The organism is Cohnella massiliensis (assembly GCF_900169535.1).
Classification (GTDB): domain Bacteria; phylum Bacillota; class Bacilli; order Paenibacillales; family Paenibacillaceae; genus Cohnella; species Cohnella algarum.
Genome location: NZ_LT821259.1, coordinates 1,406,105 through 1,424,283, shown reverse-complemented (window position 1 = coordinate 1,424,283; position 18,179 = coordinate 1,406,105). Strand labels below are relative to the sequence as shown.

The following is an 18,179-nucleotide window of genomic DNA, read 5'->3' as shown; positions in this document are numbered from 1 at the left end:
GAGATAAGTCATTTTTACTCAACTGCGTGCGGCTGTGCGAGCATCACGGGTCTAAATGAGTAGTCACGACTCATCTGGATCGTTGCCGGGCGTGCGGAGGAGCTGAGATGAGTCATTTTTACCCAACTAAGCGCGGCTGAACGAGCACCACGGGTCAAGATGAGTCTCCTCGACTCAACCGGGCGAGACTGCAATAGAAAAACGGCCTTTCGCGGGCCGTTAATTTAGTTCTCCTCCGACAACGGAAGCGAAAGCCCCGCCTTGACCATCGTGCTTCGCATCCGCTCGGGAAGCGGGGCGCGAAATTCCCTGCCGTCCGGCAGAACGATCCGCCAGGCGTGCAGAAGCTGGTGGTTCACCCCCGCAAACGGCCGCCCCCCGTATTTGACGTCGCCCAGCAGCGAATGCCCGATGCTTTGCAGGTGGGCCCGAATCTGATGGGTGCGTCCGCTGACCAGCTCGATTTCCAGCAGCGTGCAGCCTTTGCCGTGCTGCAGCGCGCGATAATGCGTCGTGGCGCTCTTTTCCTGGGGGCCTTGCCGCGGTCCTTGCTGCGGTCCTTGCTGCGGGCCTTGCTGCGGGCCTTGCTCCGCGCTTCCGCCCCCTGCCGCGCTTCCGATCGCGCCGTTGCCGCCGCCGTCCCCTTCCGGGCTTCCGCCGGCATCTCCGACGACGCGCGTCCGATTGCCCTTCTCGTCGCGAACGAGACTGCCGGTTAACGTTCCTTCCCCTTGCAGCCGGCCTTCGGCGATCGTCAAATAATATTTTTGCAGCTCGTGCTTCTGAATCCATTGGTTCAGCCGGTGCAGCATGCCCGCCGTTTTGCCGACGAGGACGAGACCGCTCGTGTTCCGGTCCAGACGGTTGGCCGTCGCCGGCATGAACAGCGCGCTGTCCAGCCCTCCCTTCCGGTACAAATACGCGTGCACGCGGTTGATGAGCGAATCCTTCTGGTCCGGACGGTCCGGGTGCGTAAGCACGCCCGCAGGCTTCGCAACGACCAGCAGCTCGTCGTCCTCGAAGACGACGTCGATGTTGGCGTTGACGCCGACGTATTTCGGCTTCGGCTGCCCGGCGGAAGCTTCCTTGAATGACGCGTCTTCCATATAAAGCGTCAATTCGTCTCCAGCCGCGAGCTCGTAGTTTTGTTTTTTGCGTTTTCCGTTGATTTTGACCTTGCCCTGGTCGATCATTTTATAAATTTGACCCAGCGGAATATTCGGCATGAGCTGCCGCAAATAGCGGTGCAGCCGCTTGCCGCTTTCCGACGGGGATACCGTGCGCGTAATCATCGCCTCGTCAACACTCCCTGAACGTTGTCCCGCCATCGCGGCGGATCCTTTCAAGCGTAACAATCGGCGGCCGCAAGTTCAACCCCCTCGTCCAGACAACCGCAACAATTCATAGCGGCCGGCCCGGAAGCTCATCCTAACCGGGCAAAAAATCGCAATCCGTTCATTGACACCATATAATTGCACCATATATAATTGCTATAGCAACTAAATGACTGGGCAGGTGAAATCACGCATGACGCTTGACGACTCCATCGGTTTTATCATCAACCAGACCGGACGCCGGCTGACTCAACTGCTCTCTTTGCGGTTCGCTCCCTATGACGTGACGACCGAGCAATGGTCGGTGCTGGCCCGCCTCAACGAGCAGGAAGCGATCACCCAGAAAGAGCTTGCGTTCCGGGTCGGGAAGGACCAGACGAACGTCACTCGCATTCTGGATCAGTTGGAGCGCAAGAAGCTCGTCGTCCGGACGGCCAATCCCGAGGATCGCCGCTCCTTCCTGCCGCAAATTACGGACGAAGGGAAACGGCTGTACGAAGAACTGTGCCCGATCGAGCGGGAAACGGTCCGAATCGCGACCGCCGGACTTTCGCCCGGCGAATTGAACGAACTGAATCGCCTTCTCGGGCAGATCGAAACGAACACGAATAACCGGCTGCGTCAAATGAACGAAAGCTAGAAGAGGCGAAAAAATGAAGCAAAAATTATGGACGAAAGACTTTCTCAGCATCTGCTTTAGCAGCTTTTTTATTTTCATTACGTTTTATTCTCTTTCCGCAACCCTCCCGACGTTCGTTACCGACGAACTGGGCGGGGATCAGCAGCAGGCGGGCTGGGCGATGACCGCTTTCGTCATCGCCGCGGTTATCATGCGGCCGTTTGCCGGACGCTGGCTTGACGGTTCGAAGCGCCGCACGGTGCTCCTGCTGTCCATCGCGCTGTTCATGGCGTCGATGTTCGCCTATTCGGCCGTCGCCGGCTTCGGCCTCCTGCTGCTGCTCCGCTTTGTCCACGGCCTCAGCTTCGGCGTCGCCACCACGGGCAACGGAGCCGTCGCGATCGAGCTCGTGCCCAAAGAACGAAAAGGGGAAGGGATGGGCTATTACACGCTGGCGATGAATTTGGCGATGGTGCTCGGTCCGTTTCTCGGCTTGCTGATCGTCGAGCACAGCGGGTACAATCTTTTGTTCGTCGTCTTTTCCGTCCTGGCCGCGCTCGGGATGGTTCTCGGCTTCGTCGCCAACATTCCGAAGCCCCGGCCCGCGCCCGCGGGGGCCGCTCCCGCCTTTTCCAAATGGCATTGGAGAAGCTTCGTCGAGCCGAAAGCCATTCCGATCGCGATAACGTCCATGCTGATGGCGTTTGCCTATGCCGGCATTCTGACGTTCGTGCCGGTATATGCCAAAGAGATCGGCATGAGCTCCGTCGCCAGCTATTACTTTGTCGTCTACGCGGTGATGATCGTCCTCTCCCGTCCTTTTACCGGCAAATTGTTCGATAAAATCAGCACGCATTATCTTGTCTATCCGACGATTTTGCTGTATGCGGTCGGTCTTGTCGTCCTGTCGGCGGCGAATAATCCGTTTGTTTTTCTGCTGTCCGCCGCTTTAATCGGACTCGGCTTCGGCACGATGGCGCCGATCCTGCAAACGATCGCCGTTCAAGCGTCCCCGGCCCACCGGACGGCGATGGCCACCGGCACCTATTTTATTTTCTTCGACGGCGGCGTCGGCATCGGGTCCGTCGTTTTGGGAAGCATCGCCGCTTCGGCCGGCAACAGGAGAATGTATCTGGCGTCCGCGGCGGTCGTAGCTTGCGGCGCTCTCGTCTATTATTTCCTGACTCACCGCAAAGCCCGCCTTGCCGACCGGACGAACCGTCCGGCGAAAGGGTGAACCGCGGCGGATCGCATACGGCAAGCGGGGTTCCGGCTTTTATCGTGCGGGAGCCCCGCTTGCTATATTTCCGCTCCCGAACATGATACAATCGGTACGATCGGGAATGCTTCAATGCAGGGAGGCGACGGATCGTGGACTGGTTTCAATCGATCGCGAACGAACGCATTATCGAAGCCCAAAGAAAGGGCGAATTCGACGATTTGCCGGGCAAGGGAAAGCCCCTCCCCCCGGACGAGCTCGCTTCGGTGCCGGAAGAGCTCCGCATGGGGTTCCGGCTGCTCAAAAACGCGGGCGCGCTTCCGCCGGAAATGGAGCTGCGCAAGGAGATGGTTACGCTCGAAGACCTGCTCCGGTGCTGCCGCGACGATAACGAGCGCGCCGAGCTGCGCGGCCGGCTTGCCGAAAAGCGGTTCCGCTACCGGATGATGATGGAGCAGCGCGGCTGGAGCGGAATCGGAGCGTTCGGCGAGTACGAGGACCGCATCGAGCGGAAGCTTGCGGGCGAAGCCGAACCGGCCGAGGCGCGAAATTTCGAGCCGAAATCGGAAAAGCAGCCAAAAAAATAGGCGGATTTCCCCCCGAAAAGGGGGTTAACTTTTGGTCTAAATGTGTTATAATGAAAGCGCTACCAAGCACACTTTCTGAAGGGGGTCTTGGAAAGATGGACGTAGCTATGAGCAGGTACGAGGTCATCGAGCCCAAAAGGGACACGCTCTACTTCCGGGTCGGTTCGCACGGTCTCATCAGCTTTCACGGACGCAATTACAATATAAAGAAGCGAATGTCCGCGGAACAGCGCAACGAATTGATGCGGGATGCCGATTTTCTCCGCGTCGGTTCCGACTGTTACGTGAATTTGAATAAAATTTCGACGATCGCGGACGATTACTTGTATTTCGGCGACCAAGGCGCCGGCTGCAAACGCTTGCCCGTTTCCAAACGCAAGCAGCAGATCATCCGCCAGCTGCTCCGCGAACGTTCCTCCCGGCCGCTCCCCCTTTAACGGGTTCCGCATCCCCTTCCGTCTCCGCTTCGGCGGCGCGGAAGGGGATTTTCGTTTTCCTTCGTTTGCACGCCCGCCCGTATCGGAGTATATTCAAGTTAACGACAGGAAGAGAGGTATACGCCTATGTTGTATCGCCATTTGGGACAAAGCGGCCTGAAGGTTTCCGCGCTCGGGCTGGGCACGAACGCGTTCGGCAAGCGCGCCGATCGGAGCGCCTCCGTGCGGATCGTCCGCGAATCGCTCGATCGCGGCATGAATTTTATCGACACGGCCAACATTTACGCGGGAACCGCATCCGAAAGCATCATCGGCGAAGCGCTGGAAGGCCGGAGATCCGAAGCCGTGCTTGCCACGAAGGCGGGCCTTGTGTTCGGGCCCGGCCCGAACGACCGCGGCTCCTCCCGCTTTCATCTGATGCGGCAGCTCGAGGAAAGCCTGAAGCGGCTCCGGACCGATTATGTCGACCTTTATCAGATCCATACGTTCGATCCGGCCACTCCGCTCGAGGAAACTTTGCGGACGCTCGACGACATGGTCCGTTCCGGCAAAGTCCGCTATATCGGCGCCTCCAACTATGCGGCCTGGGAATTGATGAAGGCGGTCGGCATCAGCGACCGGCTCGGACTGAACCGCTTCGTTTCGGTACAGACCAGCTATTCGCTCGCCGACCGCACGCCCGAACGCGAGCTGGTGCCGCTCTCTCTCGATCAGGGCATCGGCATCATCCCTTACTTTCCGCTCGCGGGCGGCATACTCACCGGCAAATACGAGGGCGACAATCCGAAGCCGGCCGGTTCGCGGGCCGATACGGATCCGAGCTTCGGCCGCTTTTTCAAAGACGACGGCAGATTGGAACTCGGCCAAAAGGTCGCCCGGCTCGCCGAAGAAGCGGGCGTTACGCCCGGCGCGCTCTCGATCGCCTGGCTGATGCGCCGGCCGGCCGTCTCCACCGTCATCGTCGGGGCGACGCGAACCGAACAGCTGCTGGAAAACTTGCAAAGCGTTTCCCTGGAGCTGCCGGACGACGTTGCGGGCAAGCTGGACGAAATGAGCGATCCGTACCGCAACGGCGAATCGTTCGCCGTCTATCGCCTGCCGAATTAACGGGAGGCATCGGGATAACCGGAGCTGCGCGTGGCTGGCGGCTCCGGTTTTTCGTTTTCGGTCCCGGGAACGGCCCCTGCTTCGCAAGAAAAATCAAACGGAACCGTCCGTTCGGGTGCTAAGCTTGGTTCAAGCGAAAGGCAGGTGAAAAAAAGAAGAACCGATGATCTACAACGATCACGCGGAGGCGATCGGACGCGCGCTCCGATACGTGGAAGCGAATTTGCAGGAAGACCTCCGCCTGGACGAACTGGCAAGCCGATCCGCTTTTTCGCCTTATCACTTTCATCGGCTTTTTCAGCAGCACGTCGGCATGACGCCGGCCGAATACGTGCGCAAACGAAGGCTCGCAAGCGCGGCGGGCGAGCTTTTAACGACCGGCCGGCGCATTTTGGAAATCGCGCTCGATTATCGGTTCGATTCCCAGGAGACGTTCACGCGCGCATTCAAGAAACAGTACCGAATGACCCCGGGCAGGTACCGGACCTACGTCATGGCCATTATGGAACAAACAAACCGGAAAGGGGAAATCCGAATGAACGAAACGACCGCAACCGATTTTGCACAGGAACCGAAAGGGTGGATCATGAGCGGAAGCCACCCTGCGAGCTATGAAATGGGCATCGACCGCAAATCCGCGCACCAGGGACAAGCGTCGGGGTATTTGCAATCCCGCGGCGAATCGGCCGACGGCTTCAGCACGATGATGCAAATGTTCAAGGCGGATGCGTATCGCGCCAAGCGACTCCGGCTGTCCGGCTTTCTCAAGACCGAAAACGTCGCCGGGTGGTGCGGCCTGTGGATGCGGATCGACGGCAAGGATCAGGAGATGCTGGGCTTCGACAACATGGGCAATCGCCCCATCAAAGGAACGACGGCCTGGACCCATTGCTCCGTCGTGCTCGACGTGCCGCGCGACAGCGTGGCGATCGCCTTCGGCATCCTTTTGTGCGGGCCGGGAAAAGCGTGGGCGGATACGCTCCGCTTCGACGTCGTCGACGAGTCGGTGCCGACGACGGGCGCGTCCGAAGAGGAAGAGCTGCCGGACGAGCCGGTCAATTTGAATTTCGAATAACCGCCGCCGGAAAGGCAAAGGCTCGCCCCGCGGACAGACGGTTCTGTCGGCAAGGCGAGCCTTCTTCGTTCAAGTGCCGGTATAAACGAGGCCGATGACGATCGTGACGGTCACGATGCTGAATAACGTGGAAAAAAAGACGGCCTGCGAAGAAAACTCCTTCTCGTTGTCGAACTCGACCGCAAGCAGAACGCTGCTTAGCGAGGTCGGGACGGCTGACGACACGATGAGCGCGGAAGCGGTCAGCGCGTCCAGCCCGAGCGGCAGCGTAATCAGCCAGGCCAACGCCGGGCCGGCCGCCAGCCGGAGAAGCGCGGACAAGCCGACATCGAGCGCAAGCGTTCGTTGAAACGACCACTTCATGCTGCCCAGTTGGACGCCGAGCGTAAGCAGCGCCGTGCCGATGAACGCGTCGGCTAAATAGCCGACCGAGGTGTCGACAAAGCCGGGCAGCGGCACCTGGAAGCCGCGCAGCGCGAGCGCGACCGGAATGACGTAAATGACCGGCATGCCGATAATGATTTTGACGATTTTCCGCCAGTCCGCCTTGTGCGCGTTGACGTTGTAGATGCCGTACGTATTCGGCACAAGCGACTGCACGACCATGACCAAAATCTGAATCGCCAGCGTATGCGGATTGCCCGCGAACGCGAGCTGGTTGATCGGAATGCCGTAATTCGCGCTGTTGTAGAACAGGACGCTGTTGCGCATCGCGCTCCTCATGCCGCCTTTGTGCCCTCGAAGCCGCACGACGATCTCGACGAGCGCGTACTGGGCGGCGAAAAACAGGAAACAGAACAGCATGACGGTTCCGAACTGACGCGTCGAGATTTCCGTCGTATACAGCAGTTGAAACATGACCCCCGGGGAAAATACGTAAAAATTCAGCTTCGACAACGTCCGGATATCGAGCGAGAACAAGCGCTGCATGACCGCTCCGATCAAAATCATGATCGACAGCGGCAAAACGTTGTTCCATAGAATCGTGAAAAAAAGAGTCATCGTCTCTCCTTACAAAATTGGCGATAGCAGCCGCGTCACCGATTCGCGAATTTTATGCAGGCGCGGCCTGTTCAAGTGTTCCTCCTCCGTCAGTTCGCGGCAAAACGCCATATCCTCCTCGAACGTCCGCTTCAGCTGTTCCGCCACGCCCCGATCGAATATAAACGCGTTCGATTCGAAGTTAAGCTTAAAGCTGCGGATATCGAAATTGGCCGTCCCCACCGTCGCCGCCTTGCCGTCGATGACGAGCGCTTTGGCATGCAAAAAACCTTTGCCGTACAGCAGGCAGTGCACCCCGAGCGAAAGCAAATCGCCGAGGTAGGACCGGCTTGCCCAGTACACCATTTTGTGATCGGGCTCGGCCGGAATCATGATCTTCACGTCCACGCCGGACAGGGCGGCGAGACGGATGGCGTTCAGCAGGCTTTCGTCGGGAATGAAATACGGCGTTTGAATCCAGACGGACTCCTTGGCGAGATGGATCATCCGGATATAGCCGTTTTTGATTTGTTCCATCTCCTGGTCCGGACCGCTCGACACGATCTGCATGCCGACTTCCCCGTCTCCGGTGAAATTAGGAAAATAAGGATCTCCCTCGAACATCCGTCCCGAAGCCAGGTTCCAGTCGAGCAAAAATTGCGATTGCATCTGTTTGACGGCGGAGCCCTGCAAGCGCAAGTGCGTGTCGCGCCAAAAGCCGTATCTCGCCACCAGGCCCAAATATTCGTCGCCGACGTTGATTCCGCCGATATATCCGACCTTCCCGTCGATAATCGCCATTTTGCGGTGATTGCGGTAATTGACCCGGAAGTTCAAATATGGGATGCGAGACGGAAAAAAAGCCGCAACCTCTCCGCCCTCCCTTTCCAGCGGCTCGAAAAAACGGGAGTGCAGCCGGTGACTGCCGACCGGATCGTACAAGAAGCGAACGGCCACGCCTTCGGCTGCCTTGCGGGCCAGGCAATCGAGCAGCTTGCGCCCGATTCCGTCGTCGTGCACGATGTAGTACATCAAATGGATGTGATGCTTCGCGGTTTCCAGCTCCCCTAGCAGCGCCTCGAATTTGGACGTGCCTTCGGTAAAAATCCGGACGTCGTTGTCCTGCGTGTAGAGCGACATCGCGCTGGAAAGGTTCATATAAATGAGATCGTCGTACTCGGCCGCCGTTTCATCGTTGTATACCAGCTTGTGCTGCCGGAACTGCTTCCGCTGGCGTTCGATAATGCCGCGGAAGCGCTCCTCGGTTTCTTTTTTGATTTTGTACATTTTCAGCCGGCTCAAATTTTGGCCGAACAGCAGGTATAGCGGAAACCCGACGACGGGCAAAAAAAGCAAAACCATCAGCCATGCCCAAGTAACCCCGACATTGCGCCGCTCGAAAAAAATGACGCCGATCGCAAGAATGAGGTTGGCAAGCAAAACGATATAGGAAATGTTTTGCGTAATGGAAGAAAGCGACATAGATGAAACCTCTGCGGGTTATTTTTGCTTGCCCTGCTCCGTCGTTAAGCCAAATCCTCGATTTTGCCCGCGATCGGCGTCCTTTCCTTGGCCGGCGGCGTCTCGGAGGGATAGCCGATGCCGAACATGCCGATGACGTCGTCCCCTTCCGCCACGCCGAGAATGCCCCGGCCGCGCGGCGATGCGCCGATCGACGACCAGAACGCGCCGGCTCCGGCGTCGTGCGCGGCGAGCAGGAAGTTTTGCACGAAGCAGGCCGTCGCCATGACGTGCTCGTCGCGGTCCATCGGCGTCGGCGCCCCTTTGGAGATGACGGCGATCACGATCGGCGCTTCGTTGAAGTTCGTCTTGTGATTGATTTCCGCGCGGGTCTTGGGCCCGACGAATTTGATTTCCCACGGTTCGGTCATCCGATGGTTCGGCGCGTAGCTTGCCGCCTCCAGCCAGCTAACGACCAGCTCCCGATCCAGCGGATCGGGCTTAAAGCTTTTGATATTTCTTCGCGTCTTGATGGCTTCCAGTGTTTGCATATTGGCGAAACTCTCCTTTTTTCGTAATTGATAAACGGGCAATCGGCTGCTCAGGCGTCAGGCAGAGGCTCGGGGAACACGTCGCCGAGATCGATCGACAGGCGCGGGATCGCGTCGGATACGAGCGTATCGCTCTCGGTCAGCGTTCCCGTAAAGCGATAGGTCCGATCCTCCGGCACGAACCGGTCGACCGTCCGGTACGTCGGGTCGGCCAGCCAGTATTCCTGATGCGGGTACTCGGGCGAAGATAGAAAATCGTAGCGGACGCCGCCGATAATTTCAAAGCGTTCGTCCCGGAAATCTGCCATGACGCCACCTCGACCGCTTCATAATGCTTCCATTATAGCATATCGGAACGAGTGGGAGCCTCGCCCGTCGCAATTTGTCGGGAGGCGGTCTTACGGTTCGTTCCCGAAACCAAGTTTGGCCCCGAGCAACCCGACGGATAGGACTTGGACAAACAGGCCGGACCGTTAGGAAGCCGCCGAAAAGGGAATCAATGAGAATAAGTTTCGCATAAAACGCTTGCCCGCGAGCCTTCCCGTATGTAAAATCTACAAGGATAATGCAACTTCATGGCGAAAAACTGGAGGCTTCAACGAATGAAACGTACGATCGGGGTTCATGAAAGACCGCCTGCGGGCCAGAGCCTGATGCTCAGCTTGCAGCACTTGTTCGCGATGTTCGGTTCGACGGTGCTCGTCCCGACCTATCTTGGCGTCGATCCGGCCGTTTGCCTGCTGATGAACGGGATCGGCACGCTTTTGTATTTGTGGGTTTGCCAGGGGAAAATTCCGGCCTACCTCGGCTCAAGCTTCGCCTTTCTCGCGCCGGCCGGAGCGGTTATCGGCTCGCATGCCTCGCTCGAAGCGGGCTATGCGGCGGCGCTGGGCGGCTTTATCGCAGCCGGCGTCGTGTTTACGCTGATCGCCCTGATCGTGCAGGTAGCCGGCACCGGCTGGATCAACGTCGTGTTCCCGCCCGCCGCGATGGGCGCCATCATCGTCGTCATCGGCCTCGAGCTCATTCCGACCGCGGCGGGCATGGCCGGCTGGATCGCGAACGGAAGCGCCGACTGGAAGCCCGATTCCGATTCGATCATCCTGTCCGTCGCGACGCTGCTCGTCACGGTGCTCGGCTCCGTGCTGTTCCGCGGCTTTTTCCGCATCATTCCGATTTTGATCGGCATTGTCGCCGGTTACGTGCTCGCTTACCTGATGGGCGAAACGAAGATGGACGCCGTCGCGGCCGCTTCCTGGTTCGACACGCCGACCTTCACGATGCCGACTCTCGAATGGACCGCGATTTTGACGATCGTTCCGGCGGCGCTCGTCGTCGTGGCCGAGCATATCGGGCATTTGATCGTGACGGGCAACATCGTCGACAAGGATTTGTCCAAGGACCCGGGTCTCCACCGCTCCATGCTGGGCAACGGCATTTCGACGATGATATCCGGCTTTGTCGGCTCCACGCCGAACACGACGTACGGGGAAAACATCGGCGTGCTGGCGATCACCCGCGTCTACTCCACGTTCGTCATCGGGGGCGCTGCGGTCATCGCGATCGCGCTGTCGTTCCTCGGCAAATTTTCCGCGCTCATCGCCAACATTCCGGTGCCGGTCATGGGCGGCGTTTCCTTGCTGCTGTTCGGCGTCATCGCCGCGTCCGGCTTCCGGATGCTCGTCGAGTCCAAGGTGGACTACAGCAAGCCGACGAACCTGTTTTTGACGACCGTCGTCCTTGTCACGGGGCTGAGCGGCGTCAAAATCACGGCCGGCGATTTCTCCCTTTCCGGCATGGCGCTGGCCACCGTCGTCGCCATCCTGCTCAGCCTGCTGTTCAAAGTGTTCGAAATCGCCCGGCTGTCCAACGACGAGGAAGCTTCCGGCGGCCATTGACGCGCGCAGCATAACCATTTCGAGGTGAATCCGCATGTTCGTCGGAATTTCCGCCAGGCAGACGCAGGCAAGCGAGAGCGCGATCAAGCAGAAGCGCCGAACGAAAATCAAGCAGGTCGCCGAGAGGCTGTTCATCCGGCAAGGGATCCACGAAACGTCGATGCAGCAGATTGCCGATGAGCTGGGCATGGGCCGAAGGACGATTTACCATTACTACAATACGAAAGAGGAAATCGCCATCGACATCCAGCAGGATTTTCTCGGGCGGCTTCAGGCGGTGGACGGGCTGGACGACGTCTTGCAAACGCCCAAGGCCGGATTCGGGAAAACGGAAGCGATGCTGGAGCTCGTGCTCGACCATTATTTGCGGCACATTTCGGAAATCGAATACTTGAACGAATTCGACCGCGTCTTCAAAAACGCCGAAAGCTACGAGTTCACGACGCCCGAGCTCGAGCAATACGGAGTGTACCGTTTACTGCATGCGGCGCTGAATGCCGGCATCGCGGACGGAAGCATCCGGCCGATGACGGAGCGGGAGGTGAGCGGCGCGATTTTGACGATTAACCACGCCCTGTTCGCTCTCATTACCCGAATCGTCGGCAGACGGGAAATTTTCAAGCAAACGTACGATTACGATTTGAAGGATATCCGCATGCTCGTCAACCTGATCGCATACGGATTAAAAAACGGATAGCATTTTGGCGCAACGTGTGCAATTTATAATTGACACATGTTGTGCCATTTTTGTATATTGAAATCGGATACAGTTTGATTTCATGATGAGATGCGGAGGTTGAACGATGGACATCGAAGCTTTGATCGGCAGCATGACGGCGGAGGAAAAAATCCGCCTGCTCGCCGGCGCCTCTTTCTGGAGCACGAACGCGATCGAAAGGCTCGGCATTCCTTCTATCGTGCTGACGGACGGCCCGCACGGCTTGCGCCTCAGCGCTTCCGACGAGACCGGGGATATTTTATCGAACACGAAGCCGGCGACGGCGTTTCCGATCGAGGCGGCCATGGCGGCGACATGGAACGAAGAGCTGATCGGGGAAGCGGGACGGGCGATGGCCGAGGAGTGTCAGCACTACGGCGTCGGCATTTTGCTCGGGCCGGGCGTCAACGGCAAGCGCTCTCCGCTCGGCGGACGCAATTTCGAATATTATTCGGAAGACCCCTATTTGAGCGGCCGCATGGGTGCCGCCTTCGTCAAAGGCGTGCAGTCCGGCGGCGTCGGGACGTCCGTCAAGCACTTTGTCGCGAACGAGCAGGAAACGAACCGGATGGTCGTCAGCACCGAAGCGGACGAACGCACGCTGCGGGAGCTGTACCTGCTGCCGTTCGAGATGATCGTCAAGGAAGCGAAGCCGTGGACGATCATGTGCTCTTACAACAAATTGAACGGCACGCAAATGGCGAATAACGACGAATATTTGAACGGAATCCTGAAAAACGAGTGGGGCTTCGAAGGTCTCGTCATGTCCGACTGGGGCGCCGTCGGCGACAAAGTCGCTTCGGTCCGGTACGGCCTCGACCTCGAGATGCCGGGTCCAGGGGCGCGGGACGCCGAAGTGCTGGAAGCGTACCGGAACGGCCTCGTTACGGACGAGCAGCTTGACGATCATGTGCGCCGCGTGCTGGGCGTCATTCGCCAAGCGATCGAAGCGAGGCGCGACGTGCCGGCGCTCGAGACGGAGAAGCATCACGAGCTCGCCCGCAAGGTTGCCGAGGAAGCGATCGTCCTGCTCAAAAACGACGGCGGCCTGCTGCCGCTCCGAAAGCGGGCTAACGTCGCCGTGCTCGGGCGGTTCGCCGAAATGCCCAGGTTTCAAGGGGGCGGCAGCTCCCATATGAATCCGGCCAAGCTCGATATCCCGCTTGACGCGTTGTCCGCCTTCGCAAATACGGTCTACGGCGCGGGCTACACGGACGAATCGATCGACGAGGAGCTGATCGAGGAAGCGAAGGAGCTGGCGAAGGGCAAGGACGCCGTCATCGTGTTCGTCGGCACCACGGAAAAAATCGAAAGCGAAGGCTACGACCGCGCGGATCTGAATTTGCCGGCCAGCCACTTGCGCCTGATCGAAGCGGCAGCCGGCGTCAACCCGAACGTCGTCGTCGTCAACCATAGCGGCTCCGCGATCGACGTCGGCCCGTTCGAAAGCCTGGCGAGGGCGATCGTACACGCGTGGCTCCCGGGCCAGGCGGGAGGCTCCGCGATCGCGAACGTGCTGTTCGGCGAAACGAACCCGTCCGGCAAGCTGACCGAAACGTTTCCGCTCGCGCTGGAGCACAATCCGTCGTACCTGAGTTTCCCGGGCCATATTCGCAAGGTTCATTATAACGAGGGCATCTTTGTCGGTTACCGTTATTACGATGCGAAGAAGCTGGACGTCCGGTATCCGTTCGGCTACGGCCTCAGCTACTCGCGCTTCGACTATTCGCGCCTCGAGCTTTCCGCGGCCGATCTGACGAACGGCGAGCTTCTGCGGGTCAAGTTTGACGTGACGAACCGGGGAGACCGTGCCGGCAAAGAAATCGCCCAGGTGTACGTAAGGGACGTTTTGTCTTCGGTCGCCAAACCCGAGAAAGAGCTGAAAGGCTTCGCCAAAGTGGAACTGGCGCCGGGAGAGACGAAAACGGTGGAAATCGAGCTGGACGAACGCGCTTTTGCCCACTACTGCGAGCATCTCGGCCGCTTCGCCGTCGAATCCGGCGATTTCGCGATTCTCGTCGGCGCGTCCTCCCGCGACATCCGGTTGTCCGCGCAGGTCGCGTTCCGGTCGGAAGACGATATTCGCGAGCCGCTGACGTCCGATCACAGCCTGAAGGAATGGCTGGAGGACGAACGCTATTCCGCCCGGACCAAGCAAGCTTTTGCGGGCATGAACTTGAACGACGACAGCCCGATTTTCCCGATTTTGCTCGGCATGCCCCTCCAAAAACTGGAGATCATGATGCCGAATCTGAAGGCGTTCGTCTCCGAGCTTTCGGAGGGATAAGGCCTAATCGCCTGCAGCCTGCGTTCCCGGGACGACGGCACTCCTCTTTCGAAATCGAGTAGGAGGAGGCGCCTAGCCTCCGTCCTCTCACACCACCGTACATGCGGGTCCGCATACGGCGGTTCCCAAAGGTTAACAAAGTGCTAAATAACGAGTAAGCAAACTTTTCAGCCCTTTCGCTTCCCAGTAGGAAGTCGGGAGGGCATTATTTGTGTTTCGAGACATTTCCCAAGCACCGCGTCTGGAGTTAGCCATGACAAAACACGCCCATTCTGGGACGCCGAGTGCTCGAAGCTCACGGATTCGAGTACGTACACGTTTCCATTGCTTCCATAAGCACATACGCAGTCTGCGGCGAGTCCACTGGTCGAGTTTCTCGCAGTGTCCCTTTGCCGATGCTAGTCGGAAATAGCCAATCCAGCCGATGAGATAGCGGTTTAATTGCATAATCCGGTTTCCCATAGACATCGACCGCGAACGGTTCGTCAGCTCTCGTACCTTCTCTTTAAACCGCGAAATGGTCTGTGGGGCTAACCGAATCGTCGCCTTTTTATCCCACAGGAAACTGAATCCGAGGAACTTACGGTTCCAAGGACGATCTACTGCGCTTTTCTCTCGATTCACTTTCAGTTTCAGCTTTCCTTCTACGAAGCGCGTTACCGACTCCATGACGCGTTCGCCTGCACGTTTACTGGCAACGAAAATATTGCAGTCGTCCGCATAGCGGACAAATCGCAATCCTCGTTTTGTCAGCTCTTTGTCCAAGTCGTCCAGTAGAATGTTCGCTAAAAGCGGGCTCAGAGGTCCCCCTTGCGGCGTTCCCTCTCCCGTCTTTTCGAACACCCCATTCGCCATAACCCCAGCATTAAGATAGGCGCGAATGAGCTTTAGGACACGCTTGTCCGTCACTTTCCTTGCTACTCTTGCCATGAGCATGTCGTGGTTGATTCGGTCAAAGAACTTCGCTAAGTCCATGTCTACCACCCATCGAAAACCTTCCTGGATGTAGTGCTGAGCTTGCTTTACCGCGTCATGCGCTCGCTTTCCGGGGCGAAAGCCGTAGCTACGCCTCGAGAAGTCCGCATCGAAGATCGGATTCATCACTTGTAGAAGGGCTTGTTGAAGAAAGCGGTCCATCACGGTCGGGATGCCAAGCAGCCTCACGCCGCCTCCGGGCTTGGGGATTTCCACTCGTTTGACGGGCATGGGTCTGTAGGTTCCCGCGAGGAGTTCGGTTTTCACCGTTTCCCAGTGTGTTTTCAGGTAAGCTTGTAGATTCGCTACCGTTACACTGTCCACACCGCGCGCCCCTCCGTTCTGCACCACTCGCTTGTAGGCGAGCCTAAGGTTATCTCCTTTGAGCATTCGTTCTAACAAGTCGTTATTCGCTTCGCGAGAGGAAGGGGCGACTTGTGCCGTCGTAGAACTCGGCGCTTCGGCATACCCTGACGGCTTCACCGCTTCTCTTTGCCGCAAGCTCTCTTGCGAGATATTCTGCTGTCTTTGCTCCTCGTGCGAACGCATCGGTTTCCTCTCTCCTTTCGGTTCAGCCCTTCCGGTTTCCGGCGTCCCGTACTCCCGTACTATGGCCTCTGCTGACTCCTGCGGATTCAGCACAGCCTTCCGACTGTGGTTACGAAGTAACTTCGCATTTTCCGCAGGTCTCCCCAGATAAGAACGTCATCTTTCTGCCCGCAACCACCCAAGTTTACAGGGAAAGCCCTTGGCGACTTTGGATTTCGTCATGTGTAGGTGACTCATCCGACTAACCCTGCCTCAAATTGAGTTCGTGTACCTTGGCTCGTGCATTTGCCTCCAGCTTCCTTCAGATTCCGCCTCGCGGCTGACACCCTTGCTCTTGGCTAACGGTAGGCGTTCGCCAGCCCCCGTTCGGGACTTTCACCCTAGAGATGACGCCCATGCTGGGCGTACTACGGCAAAGCCGCCGGACCCCCAAGGTCCCGGCGGCTTTTTTTTCGCGTCAATTCCCTCCGATCCGGCATGCGGTACGTTTTTCCCCAATTCGCCTAAGCTCGCCGGCTCAGTCGTTCCGGCCGTCGCCAAGCATCTCCATCAGCGCCGCGGGCAGCTTCATTTGCCGATTGCCCAGCATCAGCTTGCCCAGTTCGGCCAGGTCGTCGTCGGCCTGCACTTCCTTGATGAGCTCGATTTCCTTATGCAGCCGCTCCATCTTCCGATCCAGCGCGGTCGCGGAATCCGCCGCCTCCTTCAGCTCCCGAAGCAGCCGGGCGGGCACCTCCTGATTGTACTTGTAAAAAATTTTATGCTCCAGGCTCGCCCAGAAGTCCATGGCGATCGTCCGGATTTGCACTTCTACGCATACGTTTTCCCGACGGTCGGACATGAACACCGGCACTTCGACGAGCATGTGAAGGCTTTGATAGCCGTTCGGCTTCGGTTCCTTGATGTAATCCTTGATTTGGATAATGGTCAAATCGCTTTGATTTTGCAGCATATCGCCGATCCGATAAATATCGGAAATAAAAGAGCAGGTAATGCGGATGCCCGCGATATCCTTGATCCGCTCCCGGATGCTCGCGAAGGACAAGTCGCAGCCTTTGCGGGCGACCTTTTTGATCAGGCTTTCCGGGGATTTCAGCCGGGATTTCATATGTTCGATCGGATTGTAATCGTGAAGCATCTGAAATTCTTCCTGCAAAATTTCGAGCTTCGTTTCCATTTCGCTCAGCGCGAATTTATACATCATTAAAAAACGGGTAATCTCGGTTTTAAACTGCTTGAACTGTTCGACCTGAATCGCGCTCATAAAGCCGCTCCTTTCATTTGCCCCACCTGTCGGCCTCCTTCTATTGTCTCTTCCCGGCCGGCAAATTTCAAGTTTGGGCGCGGGCCGGGGCGCCGCGGCCGAAGCCGGGCGTCGCCCCGGCCGCGCGCGGAAAGGGGATGACCGTCTCGGGCATCCCCTTTTCAGCGTTCGTTCAATGCGCATCGGCTGCGCTTGTTACATTCCCATAATATGGTATCCCGAATCGACATGAAGCACTTCGCCGGTAATGCCGCGGGACAGGTCGCTCAGCAGGAACATCGTCGCGTCGCCGACTTCGTCCTGGTCGACGTTTTTGCGCAGGGGCGCCTTTTCCTCGATCGTCGACATAATATCATTGAAGCCCGATACGGCTTTGGCGGCCAGCGTCCGGATCGGTCCGGCGGAAACCGCGTTCACGCGAATGCCGTCCTTGCCGAGGTCTTCGGCCAAGTAGCGGACGCTCGCCTCAAGCGCAGCCTTGGCCACGCCCATGACGTTGTAGTTTTTGACGACGCGCTCGGCGCCGATGTAAGTTTGCGTGACGATGCCGCCGCCTTCCGTCATGATCTTCCGCGCTTCGCGGGCCACCGCCACGAGCGAGTAGGAGCTGGCGTTTTGCGCGAGCAGATAGCCTTCCCTCGTCGTGTTGACGTATTCCCCTTTCAGCTCGTCCTTGTCGGAGAACGCGAGGGAGTGCACGACGCCGTGAACCGTCCCGACCTTCTCGCCGATTTCCGCGAACGCGCCCGCGACGCTTTCGTCGTCCAGCACGTCGCAGCGCACCTTCAGCAGCGGCTCGATGCTTTGCTCGGCCAGCAGCTCCGTCAATTTATCCAGCGAACGATCCTGCCGGTATGTAAAAACCAGTTTTGCTCCTTGTTTATGCAGAGATTTGGCGATTCCCCAGCCGATGCTCCGTTTGTTGGCGACGCCCATGACTACGATCACTTTGTTTTCCAGTAAATTTGACAAGAAAGTCCCTCCTAATCGAACTCGTCCGAGACAACGGAAACGGCAGCCTGCACGGCACTGTTTCTCGCAAGTTCTATATTAAAGCAAACGATCGCAAAGTTCCACCGCCCCGACCGAAGGACCAAAGCCGCTTGCTATCCGATTT

17 protein-coding genes are annotated in these 18,179 nt (G+C 58.1%); 9 read left to right on the top strand and 8 right to left on the bottom strand.

The annotated features are described in order from the left end of the window. Positions 1–224 precede the first annotated feature (224 nt). The gene (locus tag B7E11_RS20305) at positions 225–1,292 is read right to left on the bottom strand and encodes an RluA family pseudouridine synthase (RefSeq protein ID WP_176220835.1); all 1,068 of its coding nucleotides are present in this window, start codon (positions 1,290–1,292) and stop codon (positions 225–227) included. A gap of 235 nt (positions 1,293–1,527) precedes the next feature. On the opposite strand from B7E11_RS20305, the gene B7E11_RS20300 reads away from it, so the two are divergent. The 6 genes from B7E11_RS20300 to B7E11_RS20275 all read left to right on the top strand — a co-directional run bounded on the left by B7E11_RS20300 (position 1,528) and on the right by B7E11_RS20275 (position 6,378). Next, positions 1,528–1,974, top strand: a complete 447-nt coding sequence (locus B7E11_RS20300; protein ID WP_176220834.1) for a MarR family winged helix-turn-helix transcriptional regulator — start codon at positions 1,528–1,530, stop codon at positions 1,972–1,974. Between the two features lie 13 nt (positions 1,975–1,987). Then, a complete protein-coding gene (locus B7E11_RS20295; protein WP_080838116.1) occupies positions 1,988–3,190 on the top strand; it encodes an MFS transporter in 1,203 nt (400 codons plus the stop codon). Between the two features lie 134 nt (positions 3,191–3,324). Further along, a complete protein-coding gene (locus tag B7E11_RS20290; protein ID WP_080838113.1) occupies positions 3,325–3,759 on the top strand; it encodes a DnaJ family domain-containing protein in 435 nt (144 codons plus the stop codon). A gap of 95 nt (positions 3,760–3,854) precedes the next feature. Continuing rightward, positions 3,855–4,196, top strand: coding sequence for a LytTR family transcriptional regulator DNA-binding domain-containing protein (locus B7E11_RS20285; RefSeq protein WP_080838110.1), 342 nt, complete (start codon positions 3,855–3,857; stop codon positions 4,194–4,196). Positions 4,197–4,322: 126 nt separating this feature from the next. Continuing rightward, complete coding sequence (locus B7E11_RS20280) at positions 4,323–5,303, top strand: aldo/keto reductase (RefSeq protein WP_080838107.1); 981 nt, start codon at positions 4,323–4,325, stop codon at positions 5,301–5,303. A 163-nt stretch (positions 5,304–5,466) separates the two neighbouring features. Continuing rightward, the gene (locus B7E11_RS20275) at positions 5,467–6,378 is read left to right on the top strand and encodes a helix-turn-helix domain-containing protein (RefSeq protein ID WP_080838104.1); all 912 of its coding nucleotides are present in this window, start codon (positions 5,467–5,469) and stop codon (positions 6,376–6,378) included. 69 nt (positions 6,379–6,447) lie between these two features. Here B7E11_RS20275 and B7E11_RS20270 read toward each other — a convergent pair whose 3' ends face one another. From B7E11_RS20270 to B7E11_RS20255, 4 genes are read right to left on the bottom strand one after another with little or no spacing between them, the layout of a single operon-like run. Next, positions 6,448–7,380 carry an AEC family transporter gene (locus B7E11_RS20270; protein ID WP_080838102.1) on the bottom strand — a complete coding sequence of 311 codons (933 nt, stop codon included), beginning with the start codon at positions 7,378–7,380 and terminating at the stop codon, positions 6,448–6,450. A 9-nt stretch (positions 7,381–7,389) separates the two neighbouring features. Beyond that, positions 7,390–8,841, bottom strand: a complete 1,452-nt coding sequence (gene cls, locus B7E11_RS20265; RefSeq protein WP_080838099.1) for a cardiolipin synthase — start codon at positions 8,839–8,841, stop codon at positions 7,390–7,392. Positions 8,842–8,885: 44 nt separating this feature from the next. Then, the gene (locus tag B7E11_RS20260; protein WP_080838095.1) at positions 8,886–9,371 is read right to left on the bottom strand and encodes a nitroreductase family protein; all 486 of its coding nucleotides are present in this window, start codon (positions 9,369–9,371) and stop codon (positions 8,886–8,888) included. Positions 9,372–9,421: 50 nt separating this feature from the next. Then, positions 9,422–9,679, bottom strand: a complete 258-nt coding sequence (locus B7E11_RS20255) for a PDDEXK family nuclease (RefSeq protein WP_080838092.1) — start codon at positions 9,677–9,679, stop codon at positions 9,422–9,424. A gap of 294 nt (positions 9,680–9,973) precedes the next feature. Between B7E11_RS20255 and uraA the strand changes: the two genes are divergently transcribed. From uraA to B7E11_RS20240, 3 genes are all read left to right on the top strand, one after another. Beyond that, positions 9,974–11,269, top strand: a complete 1,296-nt coding sequence (gene uraA / locus B7E11_RS20250; RefSeq protein WP_080838089.1) for a uracil permease — start codon at positions 9,974–9,976, stop codon at positions 11,267–11,269. Between the two features lie 34 nt (positions 11,270–11,303). Then, positions 11,304–11,966, top strand: coding sequence for a TetR/AcrR family transcriptional regulator (locus B7E11_RS20245; protein WP_080838086.1), 663 nt, complete (start codon positions 11,304–11,306; stop codon positions 11,964–11,966). Positions 11,967–12,072: 106 nt separating this feature from the next. After that, positions 12,073–14,274, top strand: coding sequence for a glycoside hydrolase family 3 C-terminal domain-containing protein (locus B7E11_RS20240; protein ID WP_080838083.1), 2,202 nt, complete (start codon positions 12,073–12,075; stop codon positions 14,272–14,274). 132 nt (positions 14,275–14,406) lie between these two features. On the opposite strand, the gene ltrA is transcribed toward B7E11_RS20240, so the two are convergent. From ltrA to fabI, 3 genes are all read right to left on the bottom strand, one after another. After that, complete coding sequence (ltrA, locus tag B7E11_RS20235; protein WP_080838080.1) at positions 14,407–15,798, bottom strand: group II intron reverse transcriptase/maturase; 1,392 nt, start codon at positions 15,796–15,798, stop codon at positions 14,407–14,409. A 517-nt stretch (positions 15,799–16,315) separates the two neighbouring features. Beyond that, a complete protein-coding gene (locus tag B7E11_RS20230; protein ID WP_080838077.1) occupies positions 16,316–17,062 on the bottom strand; it encodes a GTP pyrophosphokinase in 747 nt (248 codons plus the stop codon). 195 nt (positions 17,063–17,257) lie between these two features. After that, positions 17,258–18,034, bottom strand: a complete 777-nt coding sequence (gene fabI, locus B7E11_RS20225; RefSeq protein ID WP_080838073.1) for an enoyl-ACP reductase FabI — start codon at positions 18,032–18,034, stop codon at positions 17,258–17,260. Positions 18,035–18,179 lie beyond the last annotated feature (145 nt).